General features: G+C 42.2%; 21 protein-coding genes and 1 pseudogene. 10 read left to right on the forward strand and 12 right to left on the reverse strand.

The annotated features are described in order from the left end of the window. Positions 1 to 273: 273 nt before the first annotated feature. Positions 274 to 639: a VOC family protein gene (locus V7K85_RS03350; RefSeq protein WP_334811240.1), complete on the forward strand. Its 366-nt coding sequence runs from the start codon at positions 274 to 276 to the stop codon at positions 637 to 639. A gap of 205 nt (positions 640 to 844) precedes the next feature. On the opposite strand, the gene V7K85_RS03355 is transcribed toward V7K85_RS03350, so the two are convergent. Together V7K85_RS03355 and murG are read right to left on the reverse strand one after the other, a co-directional pair. After that, complete coding sequence (locus V7K85_RS03355; protein ID WP_334811241.1) at positions 845 to 2,188, reverse strand: hypothetical protein; 1,344 nt, start codon at positions 2,186 to 2,188, stop codon at positions 845 to 847. Positions 2,189 to 2,337: 149 nt separating this feature from the next. After that, a complete protein-coding gene (gene murG, locus V7K85_RS03360; protein ID WP_334811242.1) occupies positions 2,338 to 3,411 on the reverse strand; it encodes an undecaprenyldiphospho-muramoylpentapeptide beta-N-acetylglucosaminyltransferase in 1,074 nt (357 codons plus the stop codon). An 84-nt stretch (positions 3,412 to 3,495) separates the two neighbouring features. Between murG and V7K85_RS03365 the strand changes: the two genes are divergently transcribed. From V7K85_RS03365 to V7K85_RS03400, 7 genes are all read left to right on the forward strand, one after another. Next, entirely contained in the window at positions 3,496 to 4,335 is an 840-nt protein-coding gene (locus V7K85_RS03365; protein ID WP_334811243.1) for a nuclear transport factor 2 family protein, read from the forward strand. 264 nt (positions 4,336 to 4,599) lie between these two features. Further along, positions 4,600 to 4,983 (forward strand): hypothetical protein, encoded by a 384-nt coding sequence (locus V7K85_RS03375; RefSeq protein WP_334811244.1) that lies wholly within the window; start codon positions 4,600 to 4,602, stop codon positions 4,981 to 4,983. Positions 4,984 to 5,120: 137 nt separating this feature from the next. Beyond that, a complete protein-coding gene (locus V7K85_RS03380; protein ID WP_334811245.1) occupies positions 5,121 to 5,894 on the forward strand; it encodes an SDR family oxidoreductase in 774 nt (257 codons plus the stop codon). Positions 5,895 to 6,306: 412 nt separating this feature from the next. Then, complete coding sequence (locus V7K85_RS03385) at positions 6,307 to 6,504, forward strand: hypothetical protein (protein WP_334811246.1); 198 nt, start codon at positions 6,307 to 6,309, stop codon at positions 6,502 to 6,504. Further along, a complete protein-coding gene (locus V7K85_RS03390; RefSeq protein ID WP_334811247.1) occupies positions 6,479 to 6,820 on the forward strand; it encodes a hypothetical protein in 342 nt (113 codons plus the stop codon). Before V7K85_RS03385 ends, V7K85_RS03390 begins: the two co-directional genes overlap by 26 nt. 304 nt (positions 6,821 to 7,124) lie before the next feature. After that, positions 7,125 to 7,415, forward strand: a complete 291-nt coding sequence (locus tag V7K85_RS03395) for a hypothetical protein (RefSeq protein WP_334811248.1) — start codon at positions 7,125 to 7,127, stop codon at positions 7,413 to 7,415. Positions 7,416 to 7,580: 165 nt separating this feature from the next. Then, a complete protein-coding gene (locus tag V7K85_RS03400) occupies positions 7,581 to 7,733 on the forward strand; it encodes a hypothetical protein (protein WP_334811249.1) in 153 nt (50 codons plus the stop codon). Here the strand turns inward: V7K85_RS03400 and V7K85_RS03405 are convergent. The 7 genes and pseudogenes from V7K85_RS03405 to V7K85_RS03435 all read right to left on the reverse strand — a co-directional run bounded on the left by V7K85_RS03405 (position 7,724) and on the right by V7K85_RS03435 (position 14,863). Beyond that, on the reverse strand, positions 7,724 to 8,542 hold the full coding sequence (locus V7K85_RS03405; protein ID WP_334811250.1) for a DUF4351 domain-containing protein: 819 nt from the start codon (positions 8,540 to 8,542) through the stop codon (positions 7,724 to 7,726). The genes V7K85_RS03400 and V7K85_RS03405 overlap by 10 nt on opposite strands. A 325-nt stretch (positions 8,543 to 8,867) precedes the next feature. Further along, positions 8,868 to 9,473, reverse strand: coding sequence for a Uma2 family endonuclease (locus tag V7K85_RS03410; RefSeq protein ID WP_334811251.1), 606 nt, complete (start codon positions 9,471 to 9,473; stop codon positions 8,868 to 8,870). Between the two features lie 287 nt (positions 9,474 to 9,760). Further along, positions 9,761 to 9,865 (reverse strand): annotated as a pseudogene (locus V7K85_RS03415) (Uma2 family endonuclease); the annotation flags it as partial. A 13-nt stretch (positions 9,866 to 9,878) separates the two neighbouring features. After that, entirely contained in the window at positions 9,879 to 11,825 is a 1,947-nt protein-coding gene (locus V7K85_RS03420; RefSeq protein ID WP_334811252.1) for an amino acid transporter, read from the reverse strand. 731 nt (positions 11,826 to 12,556) lie between these two features. Continuing rightward, positions 12,557 to 12,724, reverse strand: a complete 168-nt coding sequence (locus V7K85_RS03425) for a hypothetical protein (RefSeq protein ID WP_334811253.1) — start codon at positions 12,722 to 12,724, stop codon at positions 12,557 to 12,559. A gap of 7 nt (positions 12,725 to 12,731) precedes the next feature. Continuing rightward, positions 12,732 to 13,229, reverse strand: coding sequence for a Fe-S cluster assembly sulfur transfer protein SufU (sufU, locus tag V7K85_RS03430; protein WP_334811254.1), 498 nt, complete (start codon positions 13,227 to 13,229; stop codon positions 12,732 to 12,734). Positions 13,230 to 13,324: 95 nt separating this feature from the next. Then, entirely contained in the window at positions 13,325 to 14,863 is a 1,539-nt protein-coding gene (locus V7K85_RS03435; protein ID WP_334811255.1) for a glycosyltransferase family 39 protein, read from the reverse strand. Between the two features lie 526 nt (positions 14,864 to 15,389). On the opposite strand from V7K85_RS03435, the gene V7K85_RS03440 reads away from it, so the two are divergent. Both V7K85_RS03440 and recR read left to right on the forward strand, forming a co-directional pair. Then, entirely contained in the window at positions 15,390 to 15,740 is a 351-nt protein-coding gene (locus V7K85_RS03440) for a histidine triad nucleotide-binding protein (RefSeq protein ID WP_334811256.1), read from the forward strand. A gap of 139 nt (positions 15,741 to 15,879) precedes the next feature. After that, positions 15,880 to 16,437, forward strand: coding sequence for a recombination mediator RecR (gene recR, locus V7K85_RS03445; RefSeq protein ID WP_273764321.1), 558 nt, complete (start codon positions 15,880 to 15,882; stop codon positions 16,435 to 16,437). A 438-nt stretch (positions 16,438 to 16,875) separates the two neighbouring features. Here recR and V7K85_RS03450 read toward each other — a convergent pair whose 3' ends face one another. The 3 genes from V7K85_RS03450 to V7K85_RS03460 form a co-directional block, all read right to left on the reverse strand. Next, complete coding sequence (locus tag V7K85_RS03450; protein ID WP_334811257.1) at positions 16,876 to 20,733, reverse strand: CHAT domain-containing protein; 3,858 nt, start codon at positions 20,731 to 20,733, stop codon at positions 16,876 to 16,878. A 187-nt stretch (positions 20,734 to 20,920) separates the two neighbouring features. Beyond that, complete coding sequence (locus tag V7K85_RS03455) at positions 20,921 to 21,607, reverse strand: hypothetical protein (RefSeq protein WP_334811259.1); 687 nt, start codon at positions 21,605 to 21,607, stop codon at positions 20,921 to 20,923. A gap of 823 nt (positions 21,608 to 22,430) precedes the next feature. Further along, on the reverse strand, positions 22,431 to 26,138 hold a 3,708-nt coding region (locus V7K85_RS03460; protein WP_334811258.1), incomplete at its 5' end, for a putative Ig domain-containing protein.

The following is a 26,138-nucleotide window of genomic DNA, read 5'->3' on the forward strand; positions in this document are numbered from 1 at the left end:
TGCCTGTGAAACTACTTTACACTGCTTTACAATTTTTTATCAAGTTTTATTACTTCAGTAAAGCTGATATAAAGTATTAATTTTTCTTATTTAAAAACCAAAATTGCGAACAAGCAACAGTTATTCGTGTTTGCTGGTGTTCAAAATACATAGAACACGGAATTTATATAGGTTTACTCTGGTGTCAGCGTTGAAGAGATAAAATAGAGTTGTGATCGACTTGAATAGAGAGTTGATATTGATTACTACCGAAATTATGAGAGGAGGTGTGACATGACAATTACTCTAAATCACACCATAGTGCCCGTATATGACAAAGAAGCTTCGGCGAGGTTCTTTGCAAAAATTTTTGGTTTAGAGGTCGAGGTTCCCGTTGGTCACTTCGCTGCTGTGCATATAAATGATGTACTGACGCTTGACTTTGGCGACGCTGAAGAGTTCGAGTCGCATCATTATGCGTTCCATGTCAGTGATGAGGAATTTGATGCAATTTTTGCACGCGTCAAAGAGGCGGGTATTGAATACAGTAGCGACCCCATGCATCAGAATAAAGGACAAATTAACCACTGGAACGAAGGTCGTGGCTTCTATTTCTATGACCCCAATGGTCATAACCTAGAACTGTTGACCCGTGTATAGATTTTTGACATCAACTTATGCATTACTTGTTGGTTTTTCAGCACGTACTATGCTAATTTGCCGCATTATTATCCAGAATATACTACTGGCAAGCCTTTCAGTAATTATTTAGTTGTTAATTTCACATTTGACAGGCTTAAACTCTTTATGAAAAGGACTTTGGGAGGCAACAAGCTAATAATTAGCATAATAGGTACTGAAGACTCTACTTCTTTACTAAAAAATATGCTGTAGCATATTCAGGCAATTGCCTGATATCCTGCCCAAATTCTTTTTTATTCTTAAAAATACCTGCCAAAAAATCGAGTTGATAAATATTGGGTAAAAATGCTCCACCTGTATCGGCGATGACTCCCATTTGCAGATGTTTGCGACCACCTTTAGTATGCTCAATTACAATCACTTTACCTAAACCGATATTCAAAACATCTCCAGCAAAAGTGACTCCAGGTTTGATAGAAATTTTTGCATCTATTTTGTATCCATAGCCTTTAATAGCATCAACTTCTCTAAAATACCAATAACGCTTTTGTGCTGTTGCCTTCAATCCGCGAATATAAGACATTCCATTATTTCTATCTACATTAAAAAATGCCTTATAACCATCTGTAAAATTAATCAGTATTGTTCCTTCCATAATTGCTTCTTCTAAGCCATTTCTGGTCAGATAAGCGAGACTTGTAACTTTTCCAAATTCTCTACCACCTGGTTCATAAATACCAGACAAAACATCCTGCTTTGTGTATCTGGTGTAGAACTTATCGTTATTATAGTTTTCTTTTAAGCTATAAATTGGTGTATTAAAAGTAGAGGTTTTCTTGCGAGAACCAGAGTGAGTAAAGACAGCATATTCGGTAATTCGTAATTGTTTTTGCTTTTTATTATTTGGGTTATAGGCAGACCATTTAATGACTCGAAAATTGGTATTAATAAATTTAGGGTCTTGTAAACGAGTAGCTCGATTATTAGCAATATCCTCCTTTAAGACAGCAATCATGAAATCTAAAGTTTTGAGAACATCTGGCACAGTAACCCCTTGAGTGGCAAGGATTCCTGTACGGAGAATATCTGGGTCTTCTGAAGCGTAGTCTTGAAAATATTTTCTAGTATTAACGAGAACAGTTAATAAATCCCTTTGATTGAAATTAATCTTGCTATTTGGTAGTTTTACTGGAGTAACAACCTGGCTGCCATTAATGCTAAATTTATATTTTTTGAACTCATCGACTACTGGATAGGGTGCAGATGCTGCTAACAAATTATGCCGAGATGAAAAAGCATTTTGGTTGTCTATAATCTCATCAGATATTTGTTGAGCGGCAAAAGTATTTTGAGATTTTGAGGTGAAGGGATGAGCAGCTTGATTTGAGGTAAAGGAAATCTCTGATTGAAGTGGGGCAAAATTTTCTTGCTGAGGAAATGATTGATCTTGTTGATCTGGCTGTTTAGTTTTTAACTGAGTAGATAGATGGCTACTGGCTAAACTGACAAGTAATAAACCAGCGCAACTTACTGTGAGGCGGAATTTTTGGTTGAATAAAATATTCATAACTTGGAAAATAAATTCCTATTGTCTGTTACTATCTTCACTCCGTAACGCTGCACTTCGGCAAGGCTACTTCTCTGCGAGAGGCTACGCCAACGACTGCGCTCAGTACAAGTCAGTGACCACGCGAACAATTGTTAATTTTTAATTTGTTAAGTTTCTATCACCTCACGTACTAACTGCGCCAACTTTTCGGCACTATCGGGAACTGCGATCGCCTTTGCTTTTTCCGCCATCTTTGCTAACTCTTGCGGTGACTGCAACAAATTCAACACATTACTTTGCAATGCTTGAGCCGTCAACTGTGATTGCTTTAACGTTAACGCCGCACCAGATGAAGTAAATACGTCTGCATTATAAGATTGATGGTCTTCTGCGGCAAAGGGGTAAGGAATTAAAATCGATGGCGTTCCACACACTGCCAATTCTGTCAAGCTACCAGCCCCAGAACGACTAATAGCAAGAGAAGCTCGTTGCAACAACGCTGCCATATTGTTGTAAAAAGGTAAGGCGATGTACTGTGGATGTTTGAGACTATCTGCTTCTGGATCGCGATCGCCAGTTAAATGTACTATATATGCACCTGCTTCAAACCAAGCGTTTGCAGATTCGCGCACCAATTTATTAACCGCAACTGCACCCTGGCTACCACCAAAGACAACAATTAAGGGAACACCATCAGGAATAGCTAAATCCAGTGGTGCATTAATTGCCCCATCGATAAATTGCGCTCTGACGGGAGTGCCAACAAAGACATGTTTGGCACGGGGTAAATACTTAGCAGCTACTTCAAATCCTAAGGCTACCGCACTACACCAAGGGCCAAAAAAGCGAGTTACTTTACCTGGTAAAGCGTTAGATTCGTGGAAAACCACGGGTAAACCGAGGGAACGCGCTGCAATGACCGCCGGCCCGGCAATGTAACCCCCTGTGGTAAACACCCCTTGAAAATTTCCCTGTTTGAGAATTCGTCTGACTTCTAGAATCGAAAGGGCGAGTTTACCGAAGATGCGAACTGAGGAGAGTCCAAACCCTTGCTGAAACCCTTCAACTGCAATAGTATTCAAAGGATACTGTTTGGGGACAAGTTCAGTTTCTAGCCGATTGGGTACTCCCAGCCATTCTATTTGATAATCTGGAAGTTTTTCTGCCAGTGCGATCGCTGGAAACAAGTGTCCACCAGTCCCACTGGCAGCTATTAATAATCGTGTAGGTGCGTTTGCCATCAAACCTCTACCGTTTAGCGCTTAGCTTAACTAAGATAAAACAATTTCCTTACTTTCTCTAATCAAATCAGTAAACTCTTACCAATGACTAACATTATTGCCGCCTTAGTGAGACGCCAACTCCGATTTCCAGCAAATATCTGGCTGGTTTCGTTCCTGCTGACCATTGGTTTAACAAGTGGTTGGCAACGCACTCAAGCGACGACACCACAGCAATTAGTCCAAGCTGGTACACTCCAAAATGCACCAGCCGAACTGAAAAACCTGTTGACGCAAATTGATGTAGCCGCCAGTAAGGGCGATGTCAAAGGAGTGTTGCAATTCTACAGCCCCAATTTCACTCATGGAGATGGATTAAACCTCCAAACCCTGGAAAGGTCTTTGATTTCACTTTGGCAACGATATCCTAAATTGCAATACAGTACAAAATTGCTATCTTCAAAACCTGAAGGCAATGCAATTATTGCCGAAACAGAAACGAAGATAACTGGCTTACCCTCCGGTAACAGTAATAATTTAGCTCTCGATGCCACGATTAAATCGCGTCAGCGCATTGCAGGCGGCAAAATCGTCCGCCAAGACATTTTGTCAGAACGCACTCTACTTACCTCTGGCAGCAAGCCGCCCCAAATTGATATTAAATTACCACAGCAGGTGCAAGTTGGTCAGAAGTATAATTTTGATGCGATCGTCCAAGAGCCACTTGGTGATGATTTTCTACTAGGAACGGCGCTAGAAGAATCTATCCAACCAGATAAACTTCTTAACCCCACACCCGTGGATTTGGAATTACTGACATCTGGCGGACTGTTTAAAGTAGCACAAGCACCATCTACCCCTGGTAGCCAATGGGTTTCTGCTGTCATCCTACGGGGCAATGGGATGACGATGGTAACTCAGCGCCTGCAAGTGGTGAAGAAGTAGTTAGGAGTTAGGAGTTAGTGCGCTACGCTACCGCTAGCGTACTAAAAATCTGGCTTGTCTGGAAGCACGCGGCTTAGTTCTATCAGCTACAGTTGCTGAGTTTTCGCCCGTCCTTCTTGCGTTTGCATATACAGAATCAAGAGAAGCTCCTTTGATTCTCGGACATATGAATTTCTTTGCAGAGTTTGATGTGTTTTTTTACCACTTAGATTTAGCTTTTGAGTTACATCCAAGAAAAAAATAAATATTAATAGCTGAGAAAATATGTCTGTACTTTGTCAGATTGCATTGGTTGATAATGAACAAAAATTTATTAACTTTGTAAACCACCATCATCATCCGCCTAGTGGTTTTGGTGGTTGGGGACGATTTTACAATGAAGTACCTGCAATTGGTACAACACTACAGATCGATTGGAGTGATTATGAGCTAGTAAATAATTTGCCATTTCCTGAAAATCATGAAAGTGATAGCCAAAGAGCATCAGACTACTTTAGAGTAATTCATCATCATCGACATCTTGTTCCAAAACCTGAGTATTACAGTATATCTGACACTGATACTCAACGTGGGTTAAATGTGGGGCATTACACAGTTTATCAATGTACTGTTTATGTTGTAAAAGCAAGCACTGACATTTACGTTTAGCTCTGTAACTTAGCAATTGTTATTACGAAGTCACGATCAACGAAAATAGATCGCTCTAAATTTTCTGTGTCAGTAACTTGCTAAATTGCTAAATTGTGTATTTAAATTAACATTGGACTCTTGACTTTTGACTAACAATGACTTCCCTGGAAAATCAAATCATTTTGATTACTGGTGCAAGCAGCGGTATTGGTACTGCTTGTGCGAGAATCTTCGCTGGTGCGGGTGCAAAACTGATCTTAGCGGCACGACGGTTAGAACGTTTGCAGCAGCTAGCAGATACTCTCAATAAAGATTTTAGTACTGAAATTCATTTGTTAGAGCTAGATGTGCGCGATCGCACAGCTGTTGAATCTGCCATTTCTACTCTCCCCTCTGCCTGGTCTGACATCGATATTCTGATTAACAATGCTGGTCTAAGTCGTGGTTTAGACAAGTTGCATGAAGGCAGCTTTCAAGACTGGGAAGACATGATTGATACTAACGTTAAAGGTTTACTTTACCTTTCCCGTTATGTCGTTCCTGGAATGGTGAGTCGCGATCGCGGTCATGTGGTAAATTTAGGTTCCATTGCCGGACATCAAACCTATCCCGGTGGTAATGTCTACTGTGCTAGCAAAGCTGCGGTGAGAGCAATTTCTGAAGGTTTAAAACAAGACCTGTTGGGAACGCGAGTCCGTGTAACTTCCGTTGACCCGGGGATGGTAGAAACAGAATTTAGCGAGGTGCGTTTTCACGGAGATACTGAACGTGCCAACAAAGTCTACCAGGGAGTTACACCCCTGACAGCAGATGATGTGGCTGATGTGATATTTTTCTGCGTGACGCGATCGCCCCATGTCAATATTAATGAAGTTGTGCTGATGCCTGTTGACCAAGCTAGCGCTACCTTAGTTAACCGGCGAACATAAAAGTAACCCATCTTATATAGTTTCTGCTTATTTATAAAATAAGCGTCTATCTGAAGAGAGATTTTTTAGGGTTACTCTTTTTGTGAGCATTTTTTATAACTAGATTATGCAAAAAAGATTGCCAGTGAAGCTTGCGGATCAAGGACGATGGAGAAGGGTTTGATATAGGCAGTGTATCTGTTATCAACAGCTTTGGTCTTTTATTCATGAGCGAACGGGCTGAACACATCGGGGAAAAATTAACAATTTAAAGTTCGCCAGGACAGGGGACGGAGGTGGTGGTGACTATCAAAATATGATACTAATCCGTAATTTGTAATTTGTAATTGGTAGTCGGTAATTAAGTCACACAAACAGAGGCTTACTACAGGCTGTTTGTGAGCATTTACCCTGCTTTTCAAACATATTTCGTATGAGCCAATCCAATGTTATTCGCATCTTGATTGCTGACGATCATCCGATTTTAAGACAAGCTTTAACAATATTTCTCGAATCTGAGTCAGGTATAGACTGTAGTCGGCTATGCTTGCAACGGGCGAGAAGCGGTAGAATTTTTCCGCCAACATCAGCCCGACGTAGCACTGATGGATTTGCAGATGGAAGGTGCTGATGCCATCGCTGCCATCTGTGCTAACTTTAAACATTTTAATAAGTTAGCCTACGAGCAAGCAAAAATCCAAATCCAAAAAGAATTTGATAATACGATTGAACCTCTTAAGCAAAAACTTGAAAAGAAATTTGAAAGCGACTTATGTCGTGCTCTTGAAGCTTCGCTCCAATCTGAAGAAATATCATCATTTACGCCTGTCAAGCCCAAATCTAATAAATTAAAATATATAACAAAAACCATCAATGTTAGTGTTAAAGTGATGGGATATATACTAAAAAATACGACTGTAAATAGAAGCGACAAAAAATGTCATTAAAGCGGCAAATTAAGAGATAGAAAAAGCTCAAATATCTTTATTTGAAGCTCAGAAGATAGGAGATATAGCCAAGAAGAATACTACAGAAAAAGCTTTGAATGAAGCTATTTAGAAAAAAAGCGAGTCATCTTCATTTTGGCTTGATAATAGTCAGGTTGTAGGTAGTGAACTTCACCAGCAAATTTTATATTTTGATAACAATATTCTAGGCAATCGATTTAGCCCAGGTGAAGAAATTGGTATTGCTAAAAATCTCGGTAATAGTACTAAGTTTTTAAATTATGCTACAGTATTTGTAACAGTTATGGGAGAAATAATTAGTCATGTACAGGAACAAGAACGTCAAAAAAAGATAGCTCAAGCACGTAACGAGATTACTAAGCAGCTTAATGCAAACAGTGAAGACCTAAAACTTCAAATTGACAAACAACTATCGACCTTTGAAAAGGGATTTTTAGGAGATGTTGAGCAGAAAATTGCTGCTTTTAAAGAGTCAAAAGCAAAAGAAATTATCTCTTCAAATACTTGGTTAAAACAACTTGCAGAAATTGATCAGGAATTTAAAAGTATTTTAAATTCTATTTATACCCTATAGTTTGAAAAAATGGCGAAGTTATTTTAACTCTCCACTACCCGCAAAGCCCTCAGTGTTGATTGATGTGCTTGGGTTAAACCTGTAACACCTCTAAATAATTCATAACCTCATAAAGGCGATGTCTGACGACAATAAGCAAAGCTTCTACGCACTCCTGGTGATAGTTTGAAAACAGGTGCTCGCATCCCGAATAATCACATTCTCTTCAAAGCGATGTCTGGCAACAAGAAGCAGAGCTTCTACGCACTAATTGAGTTGGTGTTAAGACAGGCGATGTCTACGACGGGCTATAGTGTAAATAATTCGAGTTATCGCTGATTTTGCAACCAAACTGCCAAGTCGGATATTTCGGAAAAGTCAAACAGCGCATCGCTTAAATCATCTAGCTGGTTAATCGACAGTGCTTGAAGCTGTTGCTGTAATTCAGAAGAAATTGTGCCAAATCGCCGTGAAAGTTGGCGGGTTAAGGTTTGTAGCTTTCCTTGCTTGGCACCTTTTTCTAGTATTTCTTGATAAATTGGTGACTCTTGCATTAGTTCCTCCCTGAAATACTGGCGAATTAGTTGTTTATCGAACTTTAAGGCAGCTAGCACTTCTACGCAAGCTGTTATATTTTGCTGTTGTGCTGGTTCTTCGATTTTATCTATTTCTACAGCAACTTGTTCTAGCAAACCTGCTGGTGTATCTGTAGAAGCCAAAACTGCTAAAGGTAGCAGTGCAGGGTTAGCCAGAAGCGGTTTTGGGTCTTGCTCCCACAAACGGATAATTCTATATTCATGTCTTGTCTTCCCAACAGCAAGCTCATTGATGTAAACAGCAGGGGAATCTGTTTGTTTTAGGAAAATGACTACTTGTTCGATGGGACATTCGTATTTTCGATATATTCTCAACCAGTAATCCAACATCCTCACAGGAAGAGATGGTTTTGATTTAGGAACTGTTTGGAATTCCAAATGAAGGATGCTACCTAGTTCTGGTAGTTGGAATAAAGCATCAGAACGAATTGGTTCTACGCTTAATTCTGTGGGTAAAACCTGAATATTTGTTTCAGCAGAGTTTAGCAACCATTGTACAAAAGGTAATGGATACTCCGATGTCAAAAATCGGCAGATGCTGTCGTATGCCAAGGATATTTATTTAAAATGTACAAAACAGATTTTAGTACAAAAGTTTTTTCTGTTTGTAAATTATTTTGCACTCACGGTTTTATATTCTACATTCAAATATTAAAGCAGGCGATGTCTCTGGACTCGCCGAAGAAGCGTCTACACACCGATAATATTCATAGCTGTGGTAGAGGCGATGTCTACGACGGGCTATGACGCTCTCTTACGAGACGCTGCGCGAACGAATACTCGAAGAGAGCTTCTCTACGAGACGCTGCGCGTAGCTTGCTTCCCCGTAGGAGTACGCTATCGGCGTCGCTTCTCACTCTTCTTCTGCACTCAACACTTAACGAGGTAGAATGTCATCTAAGCGAAGTTGAAGACGGGGCAAAAGTGGCGAGTTAATTAATTCATTGAGTCGGTACTGTTGTTGAGTATAGGTGTCTTCAACTAATTGACAAACAGTGAATGTAGCTTGTTTAGGTTTACCAATAAATACTACACCGCCCAATCCTCGATAATCCACAATCCAGTATTCAGGGATTCCTAAGAGCGCATATTCCTCAACTTTTCGCGCATAATCGGTTTCCCAGTTGCTGCTAACGACTTCCACCACCAGTTTAATTGAGCGTCCCATTGTAATTACGGGTTCTCGCTCCCAAAGGGGTTCACGGTCAAGAACAGTTTCATCGAGAACCACGACATCAGGACGACGAACTGTAGCTGTATCTGCAAAGGGGTAAATTAAACAAGTGCGAGGAATAAACCAGGGAAGTTGTTCTGCAACAAGGTAGATCCCAATTTGGGTTGCAAGTTTGCCACTCACCGTTTCGTGGGGGCCAGTTGGTTCCATGTCAATTAATTCTCTATCTGCCAATTCGTAGCGGGGATTATCTCGGTATTGGGAGATAAAATCTTCAAATGTGAGCGTTTTTGGGGAGATATATGTCATGAAAGTCAATCTGCTGAAGGCAAGTTGTTTTGATTATAAGTTAATCGTCATCGCTCTTAGTGTCTCCCTTTGAGAGAAGACTGCGACCCCATCACCGCTTTGCGTCTATGCACCTCTGGTGATCGGGTAAAAGTAGGCGTTGTCTAGCAATAAGCCGCAGAGCCTCTACGCACTTCTGATGATCGGGTGAAAACAGGCGATGTCTAGCGATCCTGTGATCGAAAACCAGTCAAAAAACTTAAAAGCGATCGCTAGAGATAAATATCTGCAAGTTCAGGTGATCCCTAAGGGCCAGTGGTTGACCTGTCAATTAGTTCTCCATCTGCCAGTTTATAGCGGGGGTTATCTCGGTATTGAGAGAGAAAATCTTCAAAGGTAAGTGTCCTCTTCAATCATCCATGATGCTTACCCCCCGACATGAACGCCAGGACGCCTGTCGGGATTCTTTTCAGCCCGACGCAGTACTTCACGCGTGACCACAGCAATATCACCCTCTCCGAACAAGATAAAACGCAGTAAGTATTGTATAGGGTTGCCTTCAACCCAGCCGAAGTAGGCATGGGGAATCTTACCTGTGTGGTCACGAATATAAAGCAGTAAAGCCGCGATCGCGTTAGGTACTGCTGCACTTTCAGCCCGGAGGATGTGGTAATCACCAACTTGCACCCCTTTTACTTTGATCACATCCGCAAATTCCGAAGCATCGGATACCTTAATTTCTAGAAACAGAATTGGATCGTTGGGTGGAATATGGTTATCCTCGCGTACCTCTTTCTCTTTCATAAAATACTCTAGGACATCGCCCTTATTCAATCGATTAGCAATCAGCCGGATTGCTCCCTGGCTTTCTTCGGCAAGGAATTGGCCAGCAAGTTCGTCAACTTCGATCCGCTCTGTTCGCAGTTCCGTTGAACGCCAAACACGAGAAACCAGCGAGGTAAAAATGATCGCACCGATGAAAAATCCAGCTATCCTAATCCCTTCTGGTCTTTCGATGATATTGACAACAGTAGTATATATAAACAACAGTGTGATGATTGCAAAGACGACTCTTGCCCGCTTCTCTCTGTGACGGTGGGCTGATAGAGTGACGGCAAAGGCAGCTGAGGTAATCAATACAAGCACACCAGTTGCGTAAGCCCCACCTTGGGCTTCCACATTTGCCCGGAAGATAATTGTGACCACAAAAGCGATCGCTGTGTAGACTAACACTAAAGGTCGCGTTACTCGGGCCCAATTGGGTGCCATGCCATAGCGTGGTAGGTAGCGAGGCACAATATTCAGCAGCCCTGCCATTGCAGATGCACCTGCAAACCACAAAATGGAAATAGTACTTAGATCGTAAATTGTGCCAAAGCCATTGCCTAGATACAGATGTGATAAATAAGCAAGGGCCCGTCCGTTGGCTTTGCCCCCAGATGCAAATTGTGCGGCTGGAATCAAAAGAGTGGTTATAAAGCTGGTGGTGAGCAAAAAGAAGCTCATAAGCACAGCAGCAGTGGTGAGCAGCTTGCGTGTATTCCGAAGCCGCCCTTTGGAATGCTCTTGAGTGTCACTGCTGCTCCCTTTTACTAGACCCATAACGGTCACGCCAGTCTCAAAGCCTGACAATCCCAGCGCTAGCTTGGGGAATATCAGAAGAGCGATGCCGATTAGGATCAAAGGGTTGGAATGGCGTGCAAAAAGTGCAGTTTGCCAGTTAGCGATCGCTCCCGGGTGAGTTAGGATTTGATACAGACCGACGCTAACGACAATGAAGTTTAACACTAGATAAACTGCCACCAAAACTACTGCAATACCAATTGCTTCTCGGAAACCTTTGAGGAAAACTGCACCTAGTAATGCAACTAATACCAGGGTAATTTCGATCGTCTGATTGTGAAGCCAATATGGAGCCAGCGGATTTTCGATGATATGGGCTGTAGCATCAGCAGCCGACAGGGTAATGGTAATAATAAAGTCGGTTGCCACAAAGCCTAGTAGGCACAGCACAAGTAACTTGCCTTGCCACCAAGGGAGCAAACGCTCTAACATTGCGATCGACCCTTCACCATGAGGGCTTTCGGCAGCAATGCGCCGATAGATTGGCAATGCTCCAAAGAGCGTTAGCAAAACCAGAACCAGGGTAGCCACAGGAGAAAGAGCGCCAGCTGCCAGTGCTGCAATCCCAGGTTGATAGCCAAGAGTCGAGAAATAATCTACACCAGTCAAGCACATCACTTGCCACCAAGGATGCTGGCGATGTATTTCTTGCTTGCGGTGAGGTCTTTCCTTCTCTCGTCGGTCTTCTTCAAGCAACCAGCGGATTAACTGTCTGCTGAGGCGTTTTGTTGAAACAATTGATTTAGCCATCAAATACGGTTGTGTTGCAAAAGTCGGCTTTGTGATTTTTTTAAGCCTTTGTGGTTTATTAAAATTTTCAACTACAAAGATATAGCACTATATATTGTAGATTAAGCATCCTGTCCAATTTACAAAATAATAGTAGCTGTTCGTAATCGTCTAGGGGATCAAGAGCAATTGCAGCTTGTGGTATCAGAAGAATCAATACTGTAACCGTATATTTTTTGATCAACGCTTTCGCACCCTTAGCACCTTTAAGCTGCATCAGTTCTAAAAAAAGGGCGCTGCTAAATAAGGCAGGTAGGCAATTAACAAATCTGCCCTAACGCTAGTTGGCAAATCTAAAGAAAATCTGAGCAGATACGGAAAATTAGAATTTTCTCAAAAACTCGTAACTTTTGGTCGCACATGAGTGCGGAAATTGTTTTGATTTTGTTGTAGTTATATAGTTTTTGTTTATTAAAAAACAAAAACTGAAAATATTCAATGGTGTAAACTTAATTGGGTTTGCTAACCCTAACAGAGAGTTTTTTTCAGCAGAGGCGATGTTTAGTAACAAGCCCTGACGCTCAAACGCGAACAGCGTGTCGCAGACAAGACTCGCTAACGCTTTTGCTTTGCTATCGCTGCGCTAACGACGGCAACCGCCTTTCTTTCTCTGCGAGAGGCTGGGCCAACGAACGCTGCGCCTTCGCGTAGCGTCTGGCAGAGAAGACTACAACCCCCTGACGGTTTTGCGTCTACGCAGCTAATACTTTACTACGGGCGATCGCATCTGCTACTGCACTAAAGGCGATCGCAATCGCATTGTCAGTCGATACAATCGCATTGTCAGTCAATACAATCGTATTATCAGTCAATACAATCGTATTGTCAGTCGATACAATCGCATTGTCCAGTCGATACATTGATGCATTAAAGATACGCCCCAGTTTCAACTGAACCCAGCGCCACCTTTAGGGTATGCCAAGCCAAAGTTACACACTTAACCCGCATCGGATATTGGGAAACACCTTGGATAATATTGAGCTTCTCCCACGGCGGCTCAAACTGAGTATGTCCCGTTACCATCTCGTGGAACTGTTCTACGATCAACAGCGCTTGTGTGATACTTTTACCTTTGATAGCGATCGCCATAAACTCAGCAGAAGCAAGACACAATCCATAACCTGCACCTTCAAATTTAATGTCTGCAATTTTGCTTTCTGTTTCATCTAGCGCCAGCGTCAGTTCAACCACGTCACCGCAATAGGGATTTTCTCCTCGGTGTTGGCGGTGTACTGGGTTAGTTTTGCCTATTGCCCGCTTGGCTAGCTCAATTTTGAAAGAGTTGTATTGCGGAAGTTGCGCCCCTTGTAATGCAGCTTCTGCCGCCTGAGCAAATACTACTTCCTTGGGGGAAGAACCTACCAAAATTTCTTCTGCTGGGGAATACTGAAGCTATCCATTTGAAGCATCATTCGTGAAAAACAAGTACGTTTTCAAGGCATATACTATGGCGCTTTTTTCTACTTCTTCCTTGTGAATCGGTATATTTTCATATAAGGCCAATCAACCTCATCTTCAAAGTTATATAAATCACTCATTTGTCTTTTAAAAACATCTTTGAGTTCCCAATCAAATTCGCGATTAACTATCACAAAAACTGTATCTGCATTTTTGGTTATCGTACTAAGTTTTTCTGGCAGATTTTTTCCCTTCACAGTTTTTAGAATATATTCTGGTGCATATATAGTCGATGAATCTCCATAATATTGGAATAATCTAGGCTGTCCAAATAACAATACAGATTTTGCCGATTCATTTCGATGTTGTAGAAGGTAGCGAACAGCCGAACGGTAGTCATCTTTTGCATAGGCTGGATTTGAAGAGTATTGAAAATTTGAATAAACATTCATAAGTAGCAAAGAAATAGTAGCTAATTTGGTAACTTCAGGCACTATATATTTTTTATTACGCCGCTGGTAATTATGTAAAAACGCTGATGGAATCAGAATGGCAACTGGTATACATAGATAAAAAGAGTGGCGCGGTAGCCAATTAATTTTTGTCAGCAGAGCAAACAGAAAAGCTATTAAAAATGATGTGACTAAAAGGGATGTGAAAAAGTAATCAGCCCGTTGATATCTTTTTCTCTTCCGGTGTTTTAATAAACTTGTTATTAAAGCTAGAGAAATCACAGTAATCACAATAACAAATATTAATAAATGAGGCCAGTAGCCAAGTAAAATTTTTATCTTTTCCTCATCGCGTAATTTCTCCAGTGGTGGTCCATAGGATGTCCCGACTAATATGCCGTAGATCACAAACATAATGTTTTCAACTATGGGTAATCCACTACGAGTAACTGTAGTAGCTGTTGGATCAGATGCGGCAGGTGAAGACAAGTAGAACCAAATCATTGGGGAAGAAAAAACTACCGGAGGTATCCACCATTTGATCCATTCTTTTAAGTTTCTATAAACAATAGCATGAGAGAAACAAATGGCTGAACTAAAGATTATTGTCAAAATACTGCCAAAACTTCCTATGGCAGTCAAGATCCCAAAAAGCAATTGCGAAATAATTTTATTACTCTTATTTACACTGAATGAATAACTAAAGAAATATATTTGAAGTGAGGCTATAAATATTAATAATGCGTAAGGCCTGGCATCTTGGCTGTAGAATACGCTGAAAGAACTAACTGCTAGGATCATGGACGACCATAGGGCATGTTTTTTTCCATAAACACGTAGGCTAGTAAAGAATACGGCAATTACAGAGCCGACTCCCAGCGAAGCCGAGAGCGATCGAATGGCAAATTCACTATCTCCAAAAACTGAACGCCAATAGAACAAGATTAAATAATAAAGCGGTTGATATTTGTCACCAGCTTCTCGATTTATAATTCTGAAGAGATTTTCTTGAACGCTTGTACCATCAGATAAAGCTAAACTCCAGCCTTCATCAAACCAAAGACTTTGATTTTGCAAGAAACAGAAACGCAGAAAGATACTAATTATGATAATAAAAAAAACAACAAAATAGTATTTTGACTGTTTCATATAAATCTCCAAAGCACTGGTACACAAAATATACAACTTTTTAAGCATGACAATCTCACCCAAGACTTGAGTGAAAGATTGTAATTATTGTCTTTATGCTGGGGTGGGAGGAATTTTTTTATGGAAAACTTTATCATAGCGCTCTTTCATGACTATCACCAGAGAATAAAACAATAATCCTTACTACGTAAGGCTTTCAGGTAAAAGAGATGATTTTAGCCATAATGTTAGAAAATAAAGGTTAAAACCCAGTTTTTGTCTCTTGTCTAGAAGTTGGCTGAGATTTTTCTTTGACTAGAGTGATGGAAGAGCAATAGGAAGGAGTATTTTGTTATGTATATCATCAGGTCACTAAGTAAGTCGGCGTTAAAAAATCAATTTATGTGGCGAAACTTAAAATCATGGAACAGCTTGCAATCCGGTCATTTCAAACTTTTGACAAAACTAAACATAGATGGTTTTTCCCGTGCCGATTTACGTTACAGTAAACCTTTAAAATCTTTAGCAGATGAGTAGGTAGATTGGCATGAGTAAAACTACAGAAACGATTTTCAGCAAAATCATTCGTCGGGAAATTCCCGCTGATATTGTTTATGAGGATAATTTGGCCCTGGCATTCAAAGATATCCACCCCCAAGCGCCCATTCACATCATCGTCATTCCCAAAAAACCCATTCCTACACTAGCTGATGCTGAATCTCAAGATCATGCTCTGTTGGGGCATCTTTTGTTAACCGCCAAACGTGTTGCAAAAGAAGCTGGACTGGAAAAGGGTTATCGAGTTGTCATCAATACTGGTGATGATGGTGGCCAGACAGTCCACCACTTACATGTGCATATTTTAGGAGGACGGCAGTTGAACTGGCCGCCTGGTTGATAAAACCAGATGAATCGCGTCTCTAGACGCGATTCATCACTAAAAAAATTACTGGTAAATGTCATCATAGTAAAAGTAAAAACATTCTGGAGACAAGACAACGGTTTACGCACGCCCTTTAGCACGGTTAATTGAGCAATTGCAACGCCTACCGGGAGTTGGCCCTAAATCTGCCCAACGACTGGCTTTGCATATTTTGAAGCGACCAGAAGCAGAAGTTGAAGCTTTGGCACAAGCTTTAATCGAGGCAAAAAAACAAATAGGCTTGTGTTCTGTTTGCTTTCACTTATCGGCTGAACCTGTTTGTGAAATTTGCCGCAATCCCAACCGTGACAATAACACTATCTGTGTCGTAGCAGATCCACGTGATGTGATTGCGCTGGAAAAAACCCGCGAGTATAAAGGCAAATATCACGTTTTGGGTGGGGTGATTTCGCCAATTGATGGAATTGGCCCAGAACAGTTGACTATACTGGCTTTGCAGCGGCGGGTAAGTCAGCAAAAACCTCAAGAAGTGATTCTGGCAATTAGTCCGAGTGTAGAAGGGGAGACAACAACACTATATGTCGGTCAGCTCCTGAAACCATTTACCAAGGTGACGCGGATTGCCTTTGGTTTGCCTGTAGGTGGTGATTTGGAGTACGCCGACGAAGTGACTTTGGCAAGGGCATTGGAAGGACGCCGGGAGTTAGATTAGGCTTAAATAAAGTTTAGATTTAAGCCTTTGCCATCAACCCAGAGAGCAGGTTTTTGTTAATGTGCACCAGTGGCAAAGTTGGTAACTGGTATAACAAACCCACCATTACGAATTATTTTTACTAAGTTACGCCGTTCTCAAAGCTAACTTCCAACCCCTTCCCTACTAGCGTTGGGCAGGGTGGTTTCATACAAGAAGAGATAAAAACTAAAACTGGGTTTCAAAGCCTCTCGACCTTTCGGGCAGAGGAATGGAAGCGGGGTAAAAAGCCATGTCACAAAACGAGAATCAAGACTTATGTATTTTTCTTTCTTCGTATGAAACCACCCTGCTTCTCTACTAGCGTTGGGGAGTAAGATTCAAAGCCTCTCAAGAGCGGGAAAGAGGTTTGGAGAGCGGTTCCAAGAATAAGTTGCACATCGGTTAAGTTTCAAAGGATTAATTTGGCTTACCCGTAATCGTGAATGCTGCCCAGTAGTAAGGATGATTATAAAGATTTTTATCTGATGCCATTTTACTATTTCTATATAGTTGTGTCGCTAAATAAGTCTGAATTCGTAATTCCTCAGGATGCAGATTATTCAAGATATCTTCATACCATTTTGTCAGTTCTCCAGCAGTTAGTTCTTTGAGCCATCGTGTTGCTTCAGCTAAGGCAGTAACTGCTGATTTATTGGGCTGCAATCGTCGATAAAACTCTATCATTACCAAGGCACTAGCTGAAGATTCTACACTCCAGAGAGTACTCACTACATGAGGAACGCCCTGACTCACAAAACCACTAACTAAACTCGCATATTCGCTGCTGATAGTGTGGTTGCTAGTAGTTAAATTTTCACAAGACGAGAGAGTAATAAGGTTGTAACTTGCTAGATTTTGTTGGCAGATTACATCTAGAGTAAGTTTGTCTTCACCTGCTAATGCTAATTCTGACTTTTTAGGTTCAGCTAAATTATTAGTGACACGACCTGTAAAATGAAATATGTTGTAATTATCAAATAAGGCCTTTCCGACAATATTTTTCGTAGCTTCTGACCCCTGAATTCGTTGGATATTATCGAACATCTGGCTAACAATTTCAGACTCAAGTTTGGCAAATTTCAGTGTGGGATAACCTGCACTCTCAGGATGTTCAACACTGAGCAATAACTGATTTTGCCACTGCCAAATATCTTCAGTTTTTATTGATAAACCTATTTGGGCACTAGGCAGATAGGTGACAGTGAAATTTGACTCCACATTCGGCAACTCTTCCGGCGATGGGGAAGAGAGATGGAAAAGGGTATGAATGGGCAATCTGTACAAGTCACGGTGAGGAATTAAAACCAGTTGGGTAATGCCTTCGAGTTCCTGTGCAATTGTGGAAATATTCAGGATTTCATATAGTTGCAACAGCTTCTGTTCCATATCAACTCGCCAAGAATGCTGGCTTTTACTTTCTTTGTCTTGGGCCGTGCTGCGATATTCTTGGTATTGTTGATGCCAATCTTCTAGCCAACTTTCAAATTCAATTAGGCGTTGCACTGCTTCGGGTAGAGGCAATTCATTTAGAAGGATAGCGTCTTCTCCTAAAGGTATTGCCCCAGGATCTTGCATGGGTGTAAAGAGAAGGATCGGTGATGGCGCTGCATCTTTGAGAATGAAAGTATGTAGGGCGACTGGGCTAATATGCCAGTAAATAATTGCTGTTGTGGGATTGAATAGTTGTTGAATTGAGCCATAATCAGGTGAGTAAATATGATCATTCCAGCCAGAAAGCAGCCAGTTTAAACAAGCATTTTTGCCTTGTTCGGCAATTTCCCAAGCTTCAACTAAATCACCAGATTCTACGGCTAAATCAACTGCCAATTGCTCAAAGCCTGCAAATTTCAGAGCTAGCTGTTTTTTACTTTCGTCAGAGCGAGTTTCTTCAGTTAGTAATTGTCGCAATAAATCTGTACCGCGTTGCTGTAATTCTTGAACTTGTGTTGTTTGTCCCAAACCCATCAGCACTTTGCTTAGAGATTGCAGAACTTCTAAATGCAACTGGGGAAAATATTCTAGTGTGAGGGTTAACAGCGCCTGATGGTACTCAGATGCGGCTTTGCGCCAATAATCGCGGGGGTTGGGTTGTTTCTTTCCTTGATCGTAGTAAGTATTAGCGATCGCAACATGCAATCTACCCCAACCTTCTGGGTGGGTATCTGTCCGCAGATGTTTTAACCCTTCCTCGTAGCTGGCTAATTTTCCTTCGTAGCCGCCCTGTTGTAAGGCGGGATTTGTTGCTGTTATACTACTCGACAAATTCAGCAATTCGTCGGCATTCACTAAGTTACCGATCGCAGTTCCACGACCAATCCAAGCTTCCCAATAGTCTTGTTTTATTTGCAAAGCGTTGTCATAACAGGCGATCGCTTCGGCAATTTGTTCTAAATAAAACAGTGCTACTGCCTGATTATACCAAGCTAAGTGGAAGTCGGGTTTAATGGCGATCGCTTGCTCATAGGAGGCGATCGCTTCAATGCGGCGTCCTAAGTTGTCTAACGCTATACCCCGGTTGTACCAAGCTAAGTAGAAGTTGGCTTGAACTGAAAGAGCTTTGTCCCAGGAGGCGATCGCTTCTGACCACCGTCCTAAATTAAACAGCACTACACCCCGGTCTATCCACACTTCGTGATAGTCTGGATCAATTTCTATAGCTCTGTCGTAAGATCTAATTGCCTCTGCAAATTGTTCGCTTACAGCTAGGGCTATGCCTCGGTGATACCAGTTTTCCTGGTTTTCTGGTTCCAGATTTAGCGCTTGGTCATAACTGGAAATAGCTTCCGGTAGCCAACCTAGCTTCAGCAGCGCCAAACCCTTGCTAGACCAAGCTTCTTGGTAGTCTGGTTTAATTTCTATGGCTTTGTCAAAAGAAGCGATCGCTTCTTCAAAGTATCCTAATTCTCCGAGAGTTCCACCTCTGTTGTACCAAGCTTTATAGAAGTCGGGTTTCAGTCCTGTGGCTGTTTCGTAAGATGCGATCGCTTCATCAAAACGTTCTAAATGAAACAGCGTCAAACCTCGATTAAACCAATATTCGGAAAATTCTGGTTGCAGTTCGATGGCTTGGTCATAAGATGCGATCGCGCCTAACAAATCACCTGTTTTGGCTTGGCTTAGACCTTGGTAAAACCACGCTTGAGCCTGGGTAATCGGATTATCGCTATGTCCCTCAATAATACCAGGGAAATTACTGCTTTGAACTGCCAAATTAGAAGCAAGTTGTTGGACTAAATTGGTACTTTCATCCAATCTCACCCACAACTCATCTAGAGTATTAGCCACATTTGGCTCTAAATTTGTCAAAGTGTTATCCCAGGTTTCCACTGAGTCAGACGTTGCTAATTCAGTCCTTTGTCTAGTGGAAAGGAGATTTGCTGCTGTTTTAGTTCGAGTAACTTCCTCTTGATCGCCGAACCTCAGTTCGGCTAACGAGGTGATTGAATCTTCCGCTGCGGGGAGAGGGAGATTTGGGGGGGTTGTGGTTTGGGCATCTTCTGGTTCATCCTCCAATACCAGTTCCTCTAAATTCTCGGTCAATCTTTCCTCAGAAGAGACATTTGGGGGCGCTGGCGTTATTGGTTCAACATCTTGCAGATCATATTCCCATAACTGTTCACCTAAGCTACGGATTAGCTCTTGCCCAGGGGAAGTTGGGAGAATTTCTTCATCGGTTCTAGTTTCTACGACATTTGGCTGATCATATTCCCATAACTGCTCGCCCAAATTGCGGATCAGTTCTTGCCCAGGAGTAGTTTCTACGACATTTGGCTGATCATATTCCCATAACTGTTCACCTAAATTGCGGAGCAGTTCTTGCCCAGGAGTGATTTCTACGTCATTTTGTGCCTGATTGTCCTGATACTCAATTTGTGAGGGTGAGTTTTGCATCAGCCGGATGCCAATGTCATAGGCAACATCTCCAATTCTGCCGACACCAAGTTCCCCCAATTGCACCATCTGTGTTGCTAAAAGAGGATTCGGTGCGGGTGAAGCTAGCAAGCTATCACCAAACATCACCAACCAATCTATCCAGCGTTCAGCCGGAATGCGATTTTCGAGCCGTTGCAGATACCTCAATGCCCACTGTCGTCCTCGTGCTTGATGCACGCCTTCTAACAATTGGATAAACAATTGTTCCAGATCCGCATTGGTTAGTTCTGGTAGTATCTCCACCAGATTGTGTCCTCTCGCACCCTTGAGAGAACTAGTCTGCTTACTTTCAATAAGGCGCTTTAAAAACCTTTTAAGCGACTGCGATATCCGCCTGAGCATCTGCCACACTCTTGGATTTTCTTTTTCTAGATTGTAGCCATCGTTGTGTTAAAAAAATCATGAATTACGTAAAAACCCATTAGATCCTGACAGCGCTTCCGTAGCAAGTTAGCAAAAAATATACAAAACTTCAAGAGCATAGCATTACAACGTTACAATTCTCAGATTCAACTCTTGAGCCAAGCAGTTAATTCTCTGTTTGCTCTGTAGTCGATTGACCGGCAGGATATAATTGACTAATCAATGCCTGAACAAGCAGTTCTGGATCGTCTGTCTCAACAGCAAGCTGTTGAGCCATCTGTTGACGTAAATTTTCATCTTCCTGCAACATCACCAACAACTCTTCTAGGGTGACAGTTTGGTATTCTTCCTCCGGGAGGTTCTCTGGCGCATCTGCTGACTCTGATATTGGGGCGGTTGGCTCAGATGGCAAAGTTGTGCTAAGAACATCTGGCCCTTCATATTCCCAAATTGGTTCACCTTGATTGCGTGTCAACAACTGCATCCCAATACTATAGGCAACATCTCCGATTTCTCCGATGCCCAACTCACCCAGTTGCACTAACCGCGCAGCTATTTCATTATTGGGTGTAGGTGATGCTAGCAATCTTTCGCCAAAGCGCCCTAACCACTCAACCCAGTCTTCAGTTGTAATCCGATGTTCAATATTATGCAGCCACTTTTGTGCCCATACTTCCCCTCGTGCTTGATGTACTCCTTGCAACAGTTCGGTAAATAGAAATTCCAGATCCGTATCGCTTAGGGGTGGTGCTGGTTCTTTTTGCACATTCCCCCTTGCTTTTGAGGCAGTCTGTTTTCCACCAAACAAGCTCTGAAAAAGCTTTTTGAGCCATTGAAATAGCCGCTTGAGCATCTGCTGCACCATCGAGTTTTGCTTATCCTAAGATTGTAGCGATCGCACTGGACTATGGCGTTAGTTCAGTCAATAAAATGTATACACAGGATATCTCTTTTTTATCGAGGGGATTGGGGAGCCAGCGCTCTTACAGGGGGTTTCCACGCCACTTCCTTCTCCTGTCAAAGACGCTCTTGCTAGCTTGCTTCTCCGTAGGAGTACAACTCTTGGAACCCCGCAACGGAGTGGCTCCCCTTTCCTCGACTGGCGTCATTGGGCAGACGGGAAAGACTTACTGCAACTTTCCCCCTGCTCTCTGGCTCCTGATCTCCTTTGTCCTCTTCTGTGAGGTTTAATAGTTAATGGTGGAAGTGTTGAGATTTATTAAGAAGACATTATCAAATATTGGTGACTGTTAGCTAACTTTGTCTTAGCTATGTGGACGGTGGCGAGGCTTTTTTTCGATCACGGAGGAATCGCTGCTGGTAGATGTTTTTTCAGCTTACTCGCTCCCCAAAACCAATTAGACACTCAGGGTAAGAAATACCTCAAGTATTAAACAGGAAACTATTGCCCCATAAGCGTTTGGAATGAGTGCGATCGTTAAACACTTTTACGTGATCATCACTGTGCTGACAATTGAGAGAGTTAAGTAAGTGAGCAAGAAGAAATCAAAGTATGTTACGCAATATAAAATTAATTAAATTAGCTCGTAGTAAGCGGCTTTAGCCCTTAGTACAAAGCTTTAATTATTCACGCTCACTTATTTAAACCAATGCTGCTTAACAACATTGCTCAACATTGGCTCGACTAAGTTATAGGCGATGTTTAATAATTTAGACTAGGCAATAGTCATATTGACTCGCACAATCATATCATTGAAATCTTTGTCACCACCACTTGCTAAATCCTCAAAGCCAAAAACGTTATTCCCTAACAAACGAATGTGATCTACTTTATCAGTGTTAGCTCCCAAGAATGGGAAGTAAACTGCTGGATCATTATTTGGATTGCTATCAAGTAAAGCATCAGGCATACCATTAGCAATAATAAACGGTACAAAGATAGAACCTGGCTGGAAAGTTCCTGTGGAAGTTGCACTACCTTGGTTATTAACTGTCAAGTCAATCCCTGCAACACGCCCCCGAACTGCGGCTTCAGTATAACCAGCCTGTCCGGTGAGAATATCTGCTTTGCCATCTCCGTTAGTGTCAATACCACCATTCTCATCAGCTACTTGATAGAAGCCGATGAAATTATTGAAAGCTGCTTCTCTGTTAACCACAAAATCAGCTTTTACCTGATTTGTGACACCGCGCAAATCAATCACTTCTCCTTGGGAGTTTCCTTGCAGATTTGTACCCAGAGGTAATGAATCATTTGTGGACTGAATTTTTACCACCAGATTATTGAAGTCAGTAGCGTTATTACCACCATCTTTCCAAGCAAGGGAAAAGTCATCATTCCCCAAATCTGTAATCTTTTGCGTTAAAGGATCAGAAAATAGTATGTCTGTGAGTGGAGTTACTCCAGTTCGTACAGCATCAGTTGTACTATTTTTCACCAAATAAAATCTGAAGTTATCATCGGAGTTAAATTCCAACAGATGTGTCAAATTGTCGGTATTAAACCCATTGGGAAGATTGGCAATAGCAGAGAAAATTACCTTAGCTCGGTCTAAAGCTGCTTGGGCATAACCTGCTGCGCCTGGAGCAATACCATTGATGTTACCTTGAGCATCGTCAACGGTAAACACTCCTAGTTCATTTACAAGATTAGAGCTTTGTCCGGTGAGAGTAACTTCAAGTTTTGATTTGCTACTGCTATCAGAGATTTTAAAGATATCATCCGCAATTTTTGAAAGCTTGGAAGTAGGTGTGCCCTTATTGTCTTCGACAGCTAATGCAAATGTGTCAGTGGCACTTACACCATCATTATCTTTAGCTTGTACCTCAATTGTCAGATTGACAACATCGGCGTTAGTTGGTGTACCGCTAAATGTGCGCGTCGCCGCATTGAATTTTAGCCAGCTAGGTATATTACTGCCATCTTGTAGAGTTGCTGAGTAAGTAAGATTGTCTCCAGCATCAACATCATTGAAGGTATTAGCATCAAAAGTAAAGCTGAAAGCTGTATCTGGTTTCGCTATTTGATCAGCGATGGCATTTTGTAAGGTGGGTGGATGATTTACGTTGTCTACCTTTAAAGCAAAATTAGCAATGACTGTTTGATCTGATGTATCGGTTGCTGTCAATTTAATTTTGAGAACACTGACATCAGCCTTAGTTGGTGTACCGCTAAATGTGCGCGTCGCCGCATTGAATTTTAGCCAGCTAGGTATATTACTGCCATCTTGTAGAGTTGCTGAGTAAGTAAGATTGTCTCCAGCATCAACATCATTGAAGGTATTAGCATCAAAAGTAAAGCTGAAAGCTGTATCTGGTTTCGCTATTTGATCAGCGATGGCATTTTGTAAGATGGGTGCATCATTTACACCAGTCAGGTTAATATCTAGGGTTTTGTTATCGGTAGCAGTAGCATCGCTAACTGTAACGGTAAATCCTTCTGTAGCCTTGCTTGTCAGTGCTTCAATTGCGCTATCAACGGGTGTAAAGGTATATGCTCCGGTGCTAGTGTTGAGGCTGAGTGTACCGTAAGTGCCGATTTTGCTGACGGTTGTGCCATTGACTGTACCACCAGTAATCCCGTAGGTCAGGGTTTGGTCGCTATCTCGGTCATTAGCCGCTAATGTACCAGTTTGAGCGGCAAAGGTGTCATCATTGGCGGTGTCAGTGTAACTAATCGCAATGGGAGTATTCAGAGTCGGTGTATCGTTTACACCAGTCAGGTTAATATTTAGGGTTTTGTTATCGGTAGCAGTACCATCACTAACTGTAACGGGAAATCCTTCTGTAACGTTGCTTGTCAGTGCTTCAATTCCACTATCATCAGGTGTAAAAGTATATGCTCCAGTGGTAGTGTCGAGACTAAGTGTACCGTAGGCTCCGATTTTGGTAACAGTTGTGCCATTGACTGTACCATTAATAATCCCGTAGGTCAGGGTTTGTCCGCTATCTCGGTCATTAGCGGCTAATGTACCAGTTTGAGCGGCAAAGGTGTCATCATTGGCGGTGTCAGTGTAACTAATCGCAATGGGAGTATTCAGAGTCGGTGTATCGTTTACACCAGTCAGGTTAATATTTAAGGTTTTGTTATCGGTAGCAGTAGCATCGCTAACTGTAACGTTAAATCCTTCTGTAGCGTTACTTGTCAGTGCTTCAATTGCGCTATCAACGGGTGTAAAAGTATATGCTCCCGTGCTAGTGTCGAGACTGAGTGTACCGTAGGCTCCAGTTTTGGTAACAGTTGTGCCATTGACTGTACCACCAGTAATCCCGTAGGTCAGGGTTTGTCCGCTATCTCGGTCATTAGCGGCTAATGTACCAGTTTGAGCAGCAAAGGTGTCATCATTGGCGGTGTCAGTGTAACTAATCGCAATGGGAGTATTCAGAGTCGGTGTATCGTTTACACCAGTCAGATTAAGAGCGAGAATTTTGCTATCAGTACCACCATTGCCATCACTAACTGTAACGGTAAAGCTGTCTGTAGCGTTGCTTGTCAGTGCTTCAATTGCGCTATCAACGGGTGTAAAGGTATATGCTCCCGTGCTGGTGTTGAGACTGAGTGTACCGTAGGCTCCGGTTTTGTTGACAGTTGTGCCATTGACTGTACCACCATCAATACCGTAGGTGAGGGTTTGTTTGCCTGGGCCACTAGCTACTAATGTATCAGTTTGAGCGGTGAAAATATCATCATTGGCTGTATCAGTGTAACTAATAGCAGTGGGAGTATTGAGAGTCAACAAAGCATTTTTGTACAGTTTACTGATGAAGCCGTTGTTGCTGTAGCCAGTGAGGATGAGGTCGAGTTTGCCATCGCCGCTGTAATCTCCCCACGCTACCGAGCTACCTGCTACACCGGGCAGAGCCAGGCTGGTGTCTTCGCTTAAGACACCACTGCCATTGTTTTTGTACAGTTTACTGATGCCGCCGCCGCTGTTGCTGTTGCCAGTGAGGATGAGGTCGAGTTTGCCATCGCCGCTGTAATCTCCCCACGCTACTGAGCTAAAATTTACACCGGGCAGCGCCAGGCTGGTGTCTTCGGTTAACACACCACTACCATTGTTTTTGTACAGTTTACTGATGTTGCCGCTGTTGCTGCCGCCAGTGAGGATGAGGTCGAGTTTGCCATCGCCGCTGTAATCTCCCCACGCTACTGAGCTAAGATTTACACCGGGCAGCGCCAGGCTGGTGTCTTCGGTTAACACACCACTGCCATTGTTTTTATACAGTTTACTGATGCCGCTACCAGTGAGGATGAGGTCGAGTTTGCCATCGCCGCTGTAATCTCCCCACGCTACCGAGCCTTGGTTCACACCGGGCAGCGCCAGGCTTGTGTCTTCGGTTAACACACCACTGCCATTGTTTTTATACAGTTTACTGATGCCGCTACCAGTGAGGATGAGGTCGAGTTTGCCATCGCCGCTGTA

Origin of the sequence: Nostoc sp., from assembly GCF_036917615.1 — a bacterium.
Classification (GTDB): domain Bacteria; phylum Cyanobacteriota; class Cyanobacteriia; order Cyanobacteriales; family Nostocaceae; genus Nostoc.

Excerpts from the sequence above, each read along its gene's own strand:
- V7K85_RS03350 (WP_334811240.1), top strand. The coding sequence starts at position 274 with ATGACAATTACTCTAAATCACACCATAGTGCCCGTATATGACAAAGAA.
- V7K85_RS03355 (WP_334811241.1), bottom strand. The coding sequence starts at position 2,188 with ATGAATATTTTATTCAACCAAAAATTCCGCCTCACAGTAAGTTGCGCT.
- murG (WP_334811242.1), bottom strand. The coding sequence starts at position 3,411 with ATGGCAAACGCACCTACACGATTATTAATAGCTGCCAGTGGGACTGGT.
- V7K85_RS03365 (WP_334811243.1), top strand. The coding sequence starts at position 3,496 with ATGACTAACATTATTGCCGCCTTAGTGAGACGCCAACTCCGATTTCCA.
- V7K85_RS03375 (WP_334811244.1), top strand. The coding sequence starts at position 4,600 with ATGTCTGTACTTTGTCAGATTGCATTGGTTGATAATGAACAAAAATTT.
- V7K85_RS03380 (WP_334811245.1), top strand. The coding sequence starts at position 5,121 with ATGACTTCCCTGGAAAATCAAATCATTTTGATTACTGGTGCAAGCAGC.
- V7K85_RS03385 (WP_334811246.1), top strand. The coding sequence starts at position 6,307 with ATGAGCCAATCCAATGTTATTCGCATCTTGATTGCTGACGATCATCCG.
- V7K85_RS03390 (WP_334811247.1), top strand. The coding sequence starts at position 6,479 with ATGGATTTGCAGATGGAAGGTGCTGATGCCATCGCTGCCATCTGTGCT.
- V7K85_RS03395 (WP_334811248.1), top strand. The coding sequence starts at position 7,125 with ATGGGAGAAATAATTAGTCATGTACAGGAACAAGAACGTCAAAAAAAG.
- V7K85_RS03410 (WP_334811251.1), bottom strand. The coding sequence starts at position 9,473 with ATGACATATATCTCCCCAAAAACGCTCACATTTGAAGATTTTATCTCC.
- V7K85_RS03420 (WP_334811252.1), bottom strand. The coding sequence starts at position 11,825 with ATGGCTAAATCAATTGTTTCAACAAAACGCCTCAGCAGACAGTTAATC.
- V7K85_RS03425 (WP_334811253.1), bottom strand. The coding sequence starts at position 12,724 with ATGTATCGACTGGACAATGCGATTGTATCGACTGACAATACGATTGTA.
- V7K85_RS03435 (WP_334811255.1), bottom strand. The coding sequence starts at position 14,863 with ATGAAACAGTCAAAATACTATTTTGTTGTTTTTTTTATTATCATAATT.
- V7K85_RS03440 (WP_334811256.1), top strand. The coding sequence starts at position 15,390 with ATGAGTAAAACTACAGAAACGATTTTCAGCAAAATCATTCGTCGGGAA.
- V7K85_RS03450 (WP_334811257.1), bottom strand. The coding sequence starts at position 20,733 with ATGCTCAGGCGGATATCGCAGTCGCTTAAAAGGTTTTTAAAGCGCCTT.
- V7K85_RS03455 (WP_334811259.1), bottom strand. The coding sequence starts at position 21,607 with ATGCTCAAGCGGCTATTTCAATGGCTCAAAAAGCTTTTTCAGAGCTTG.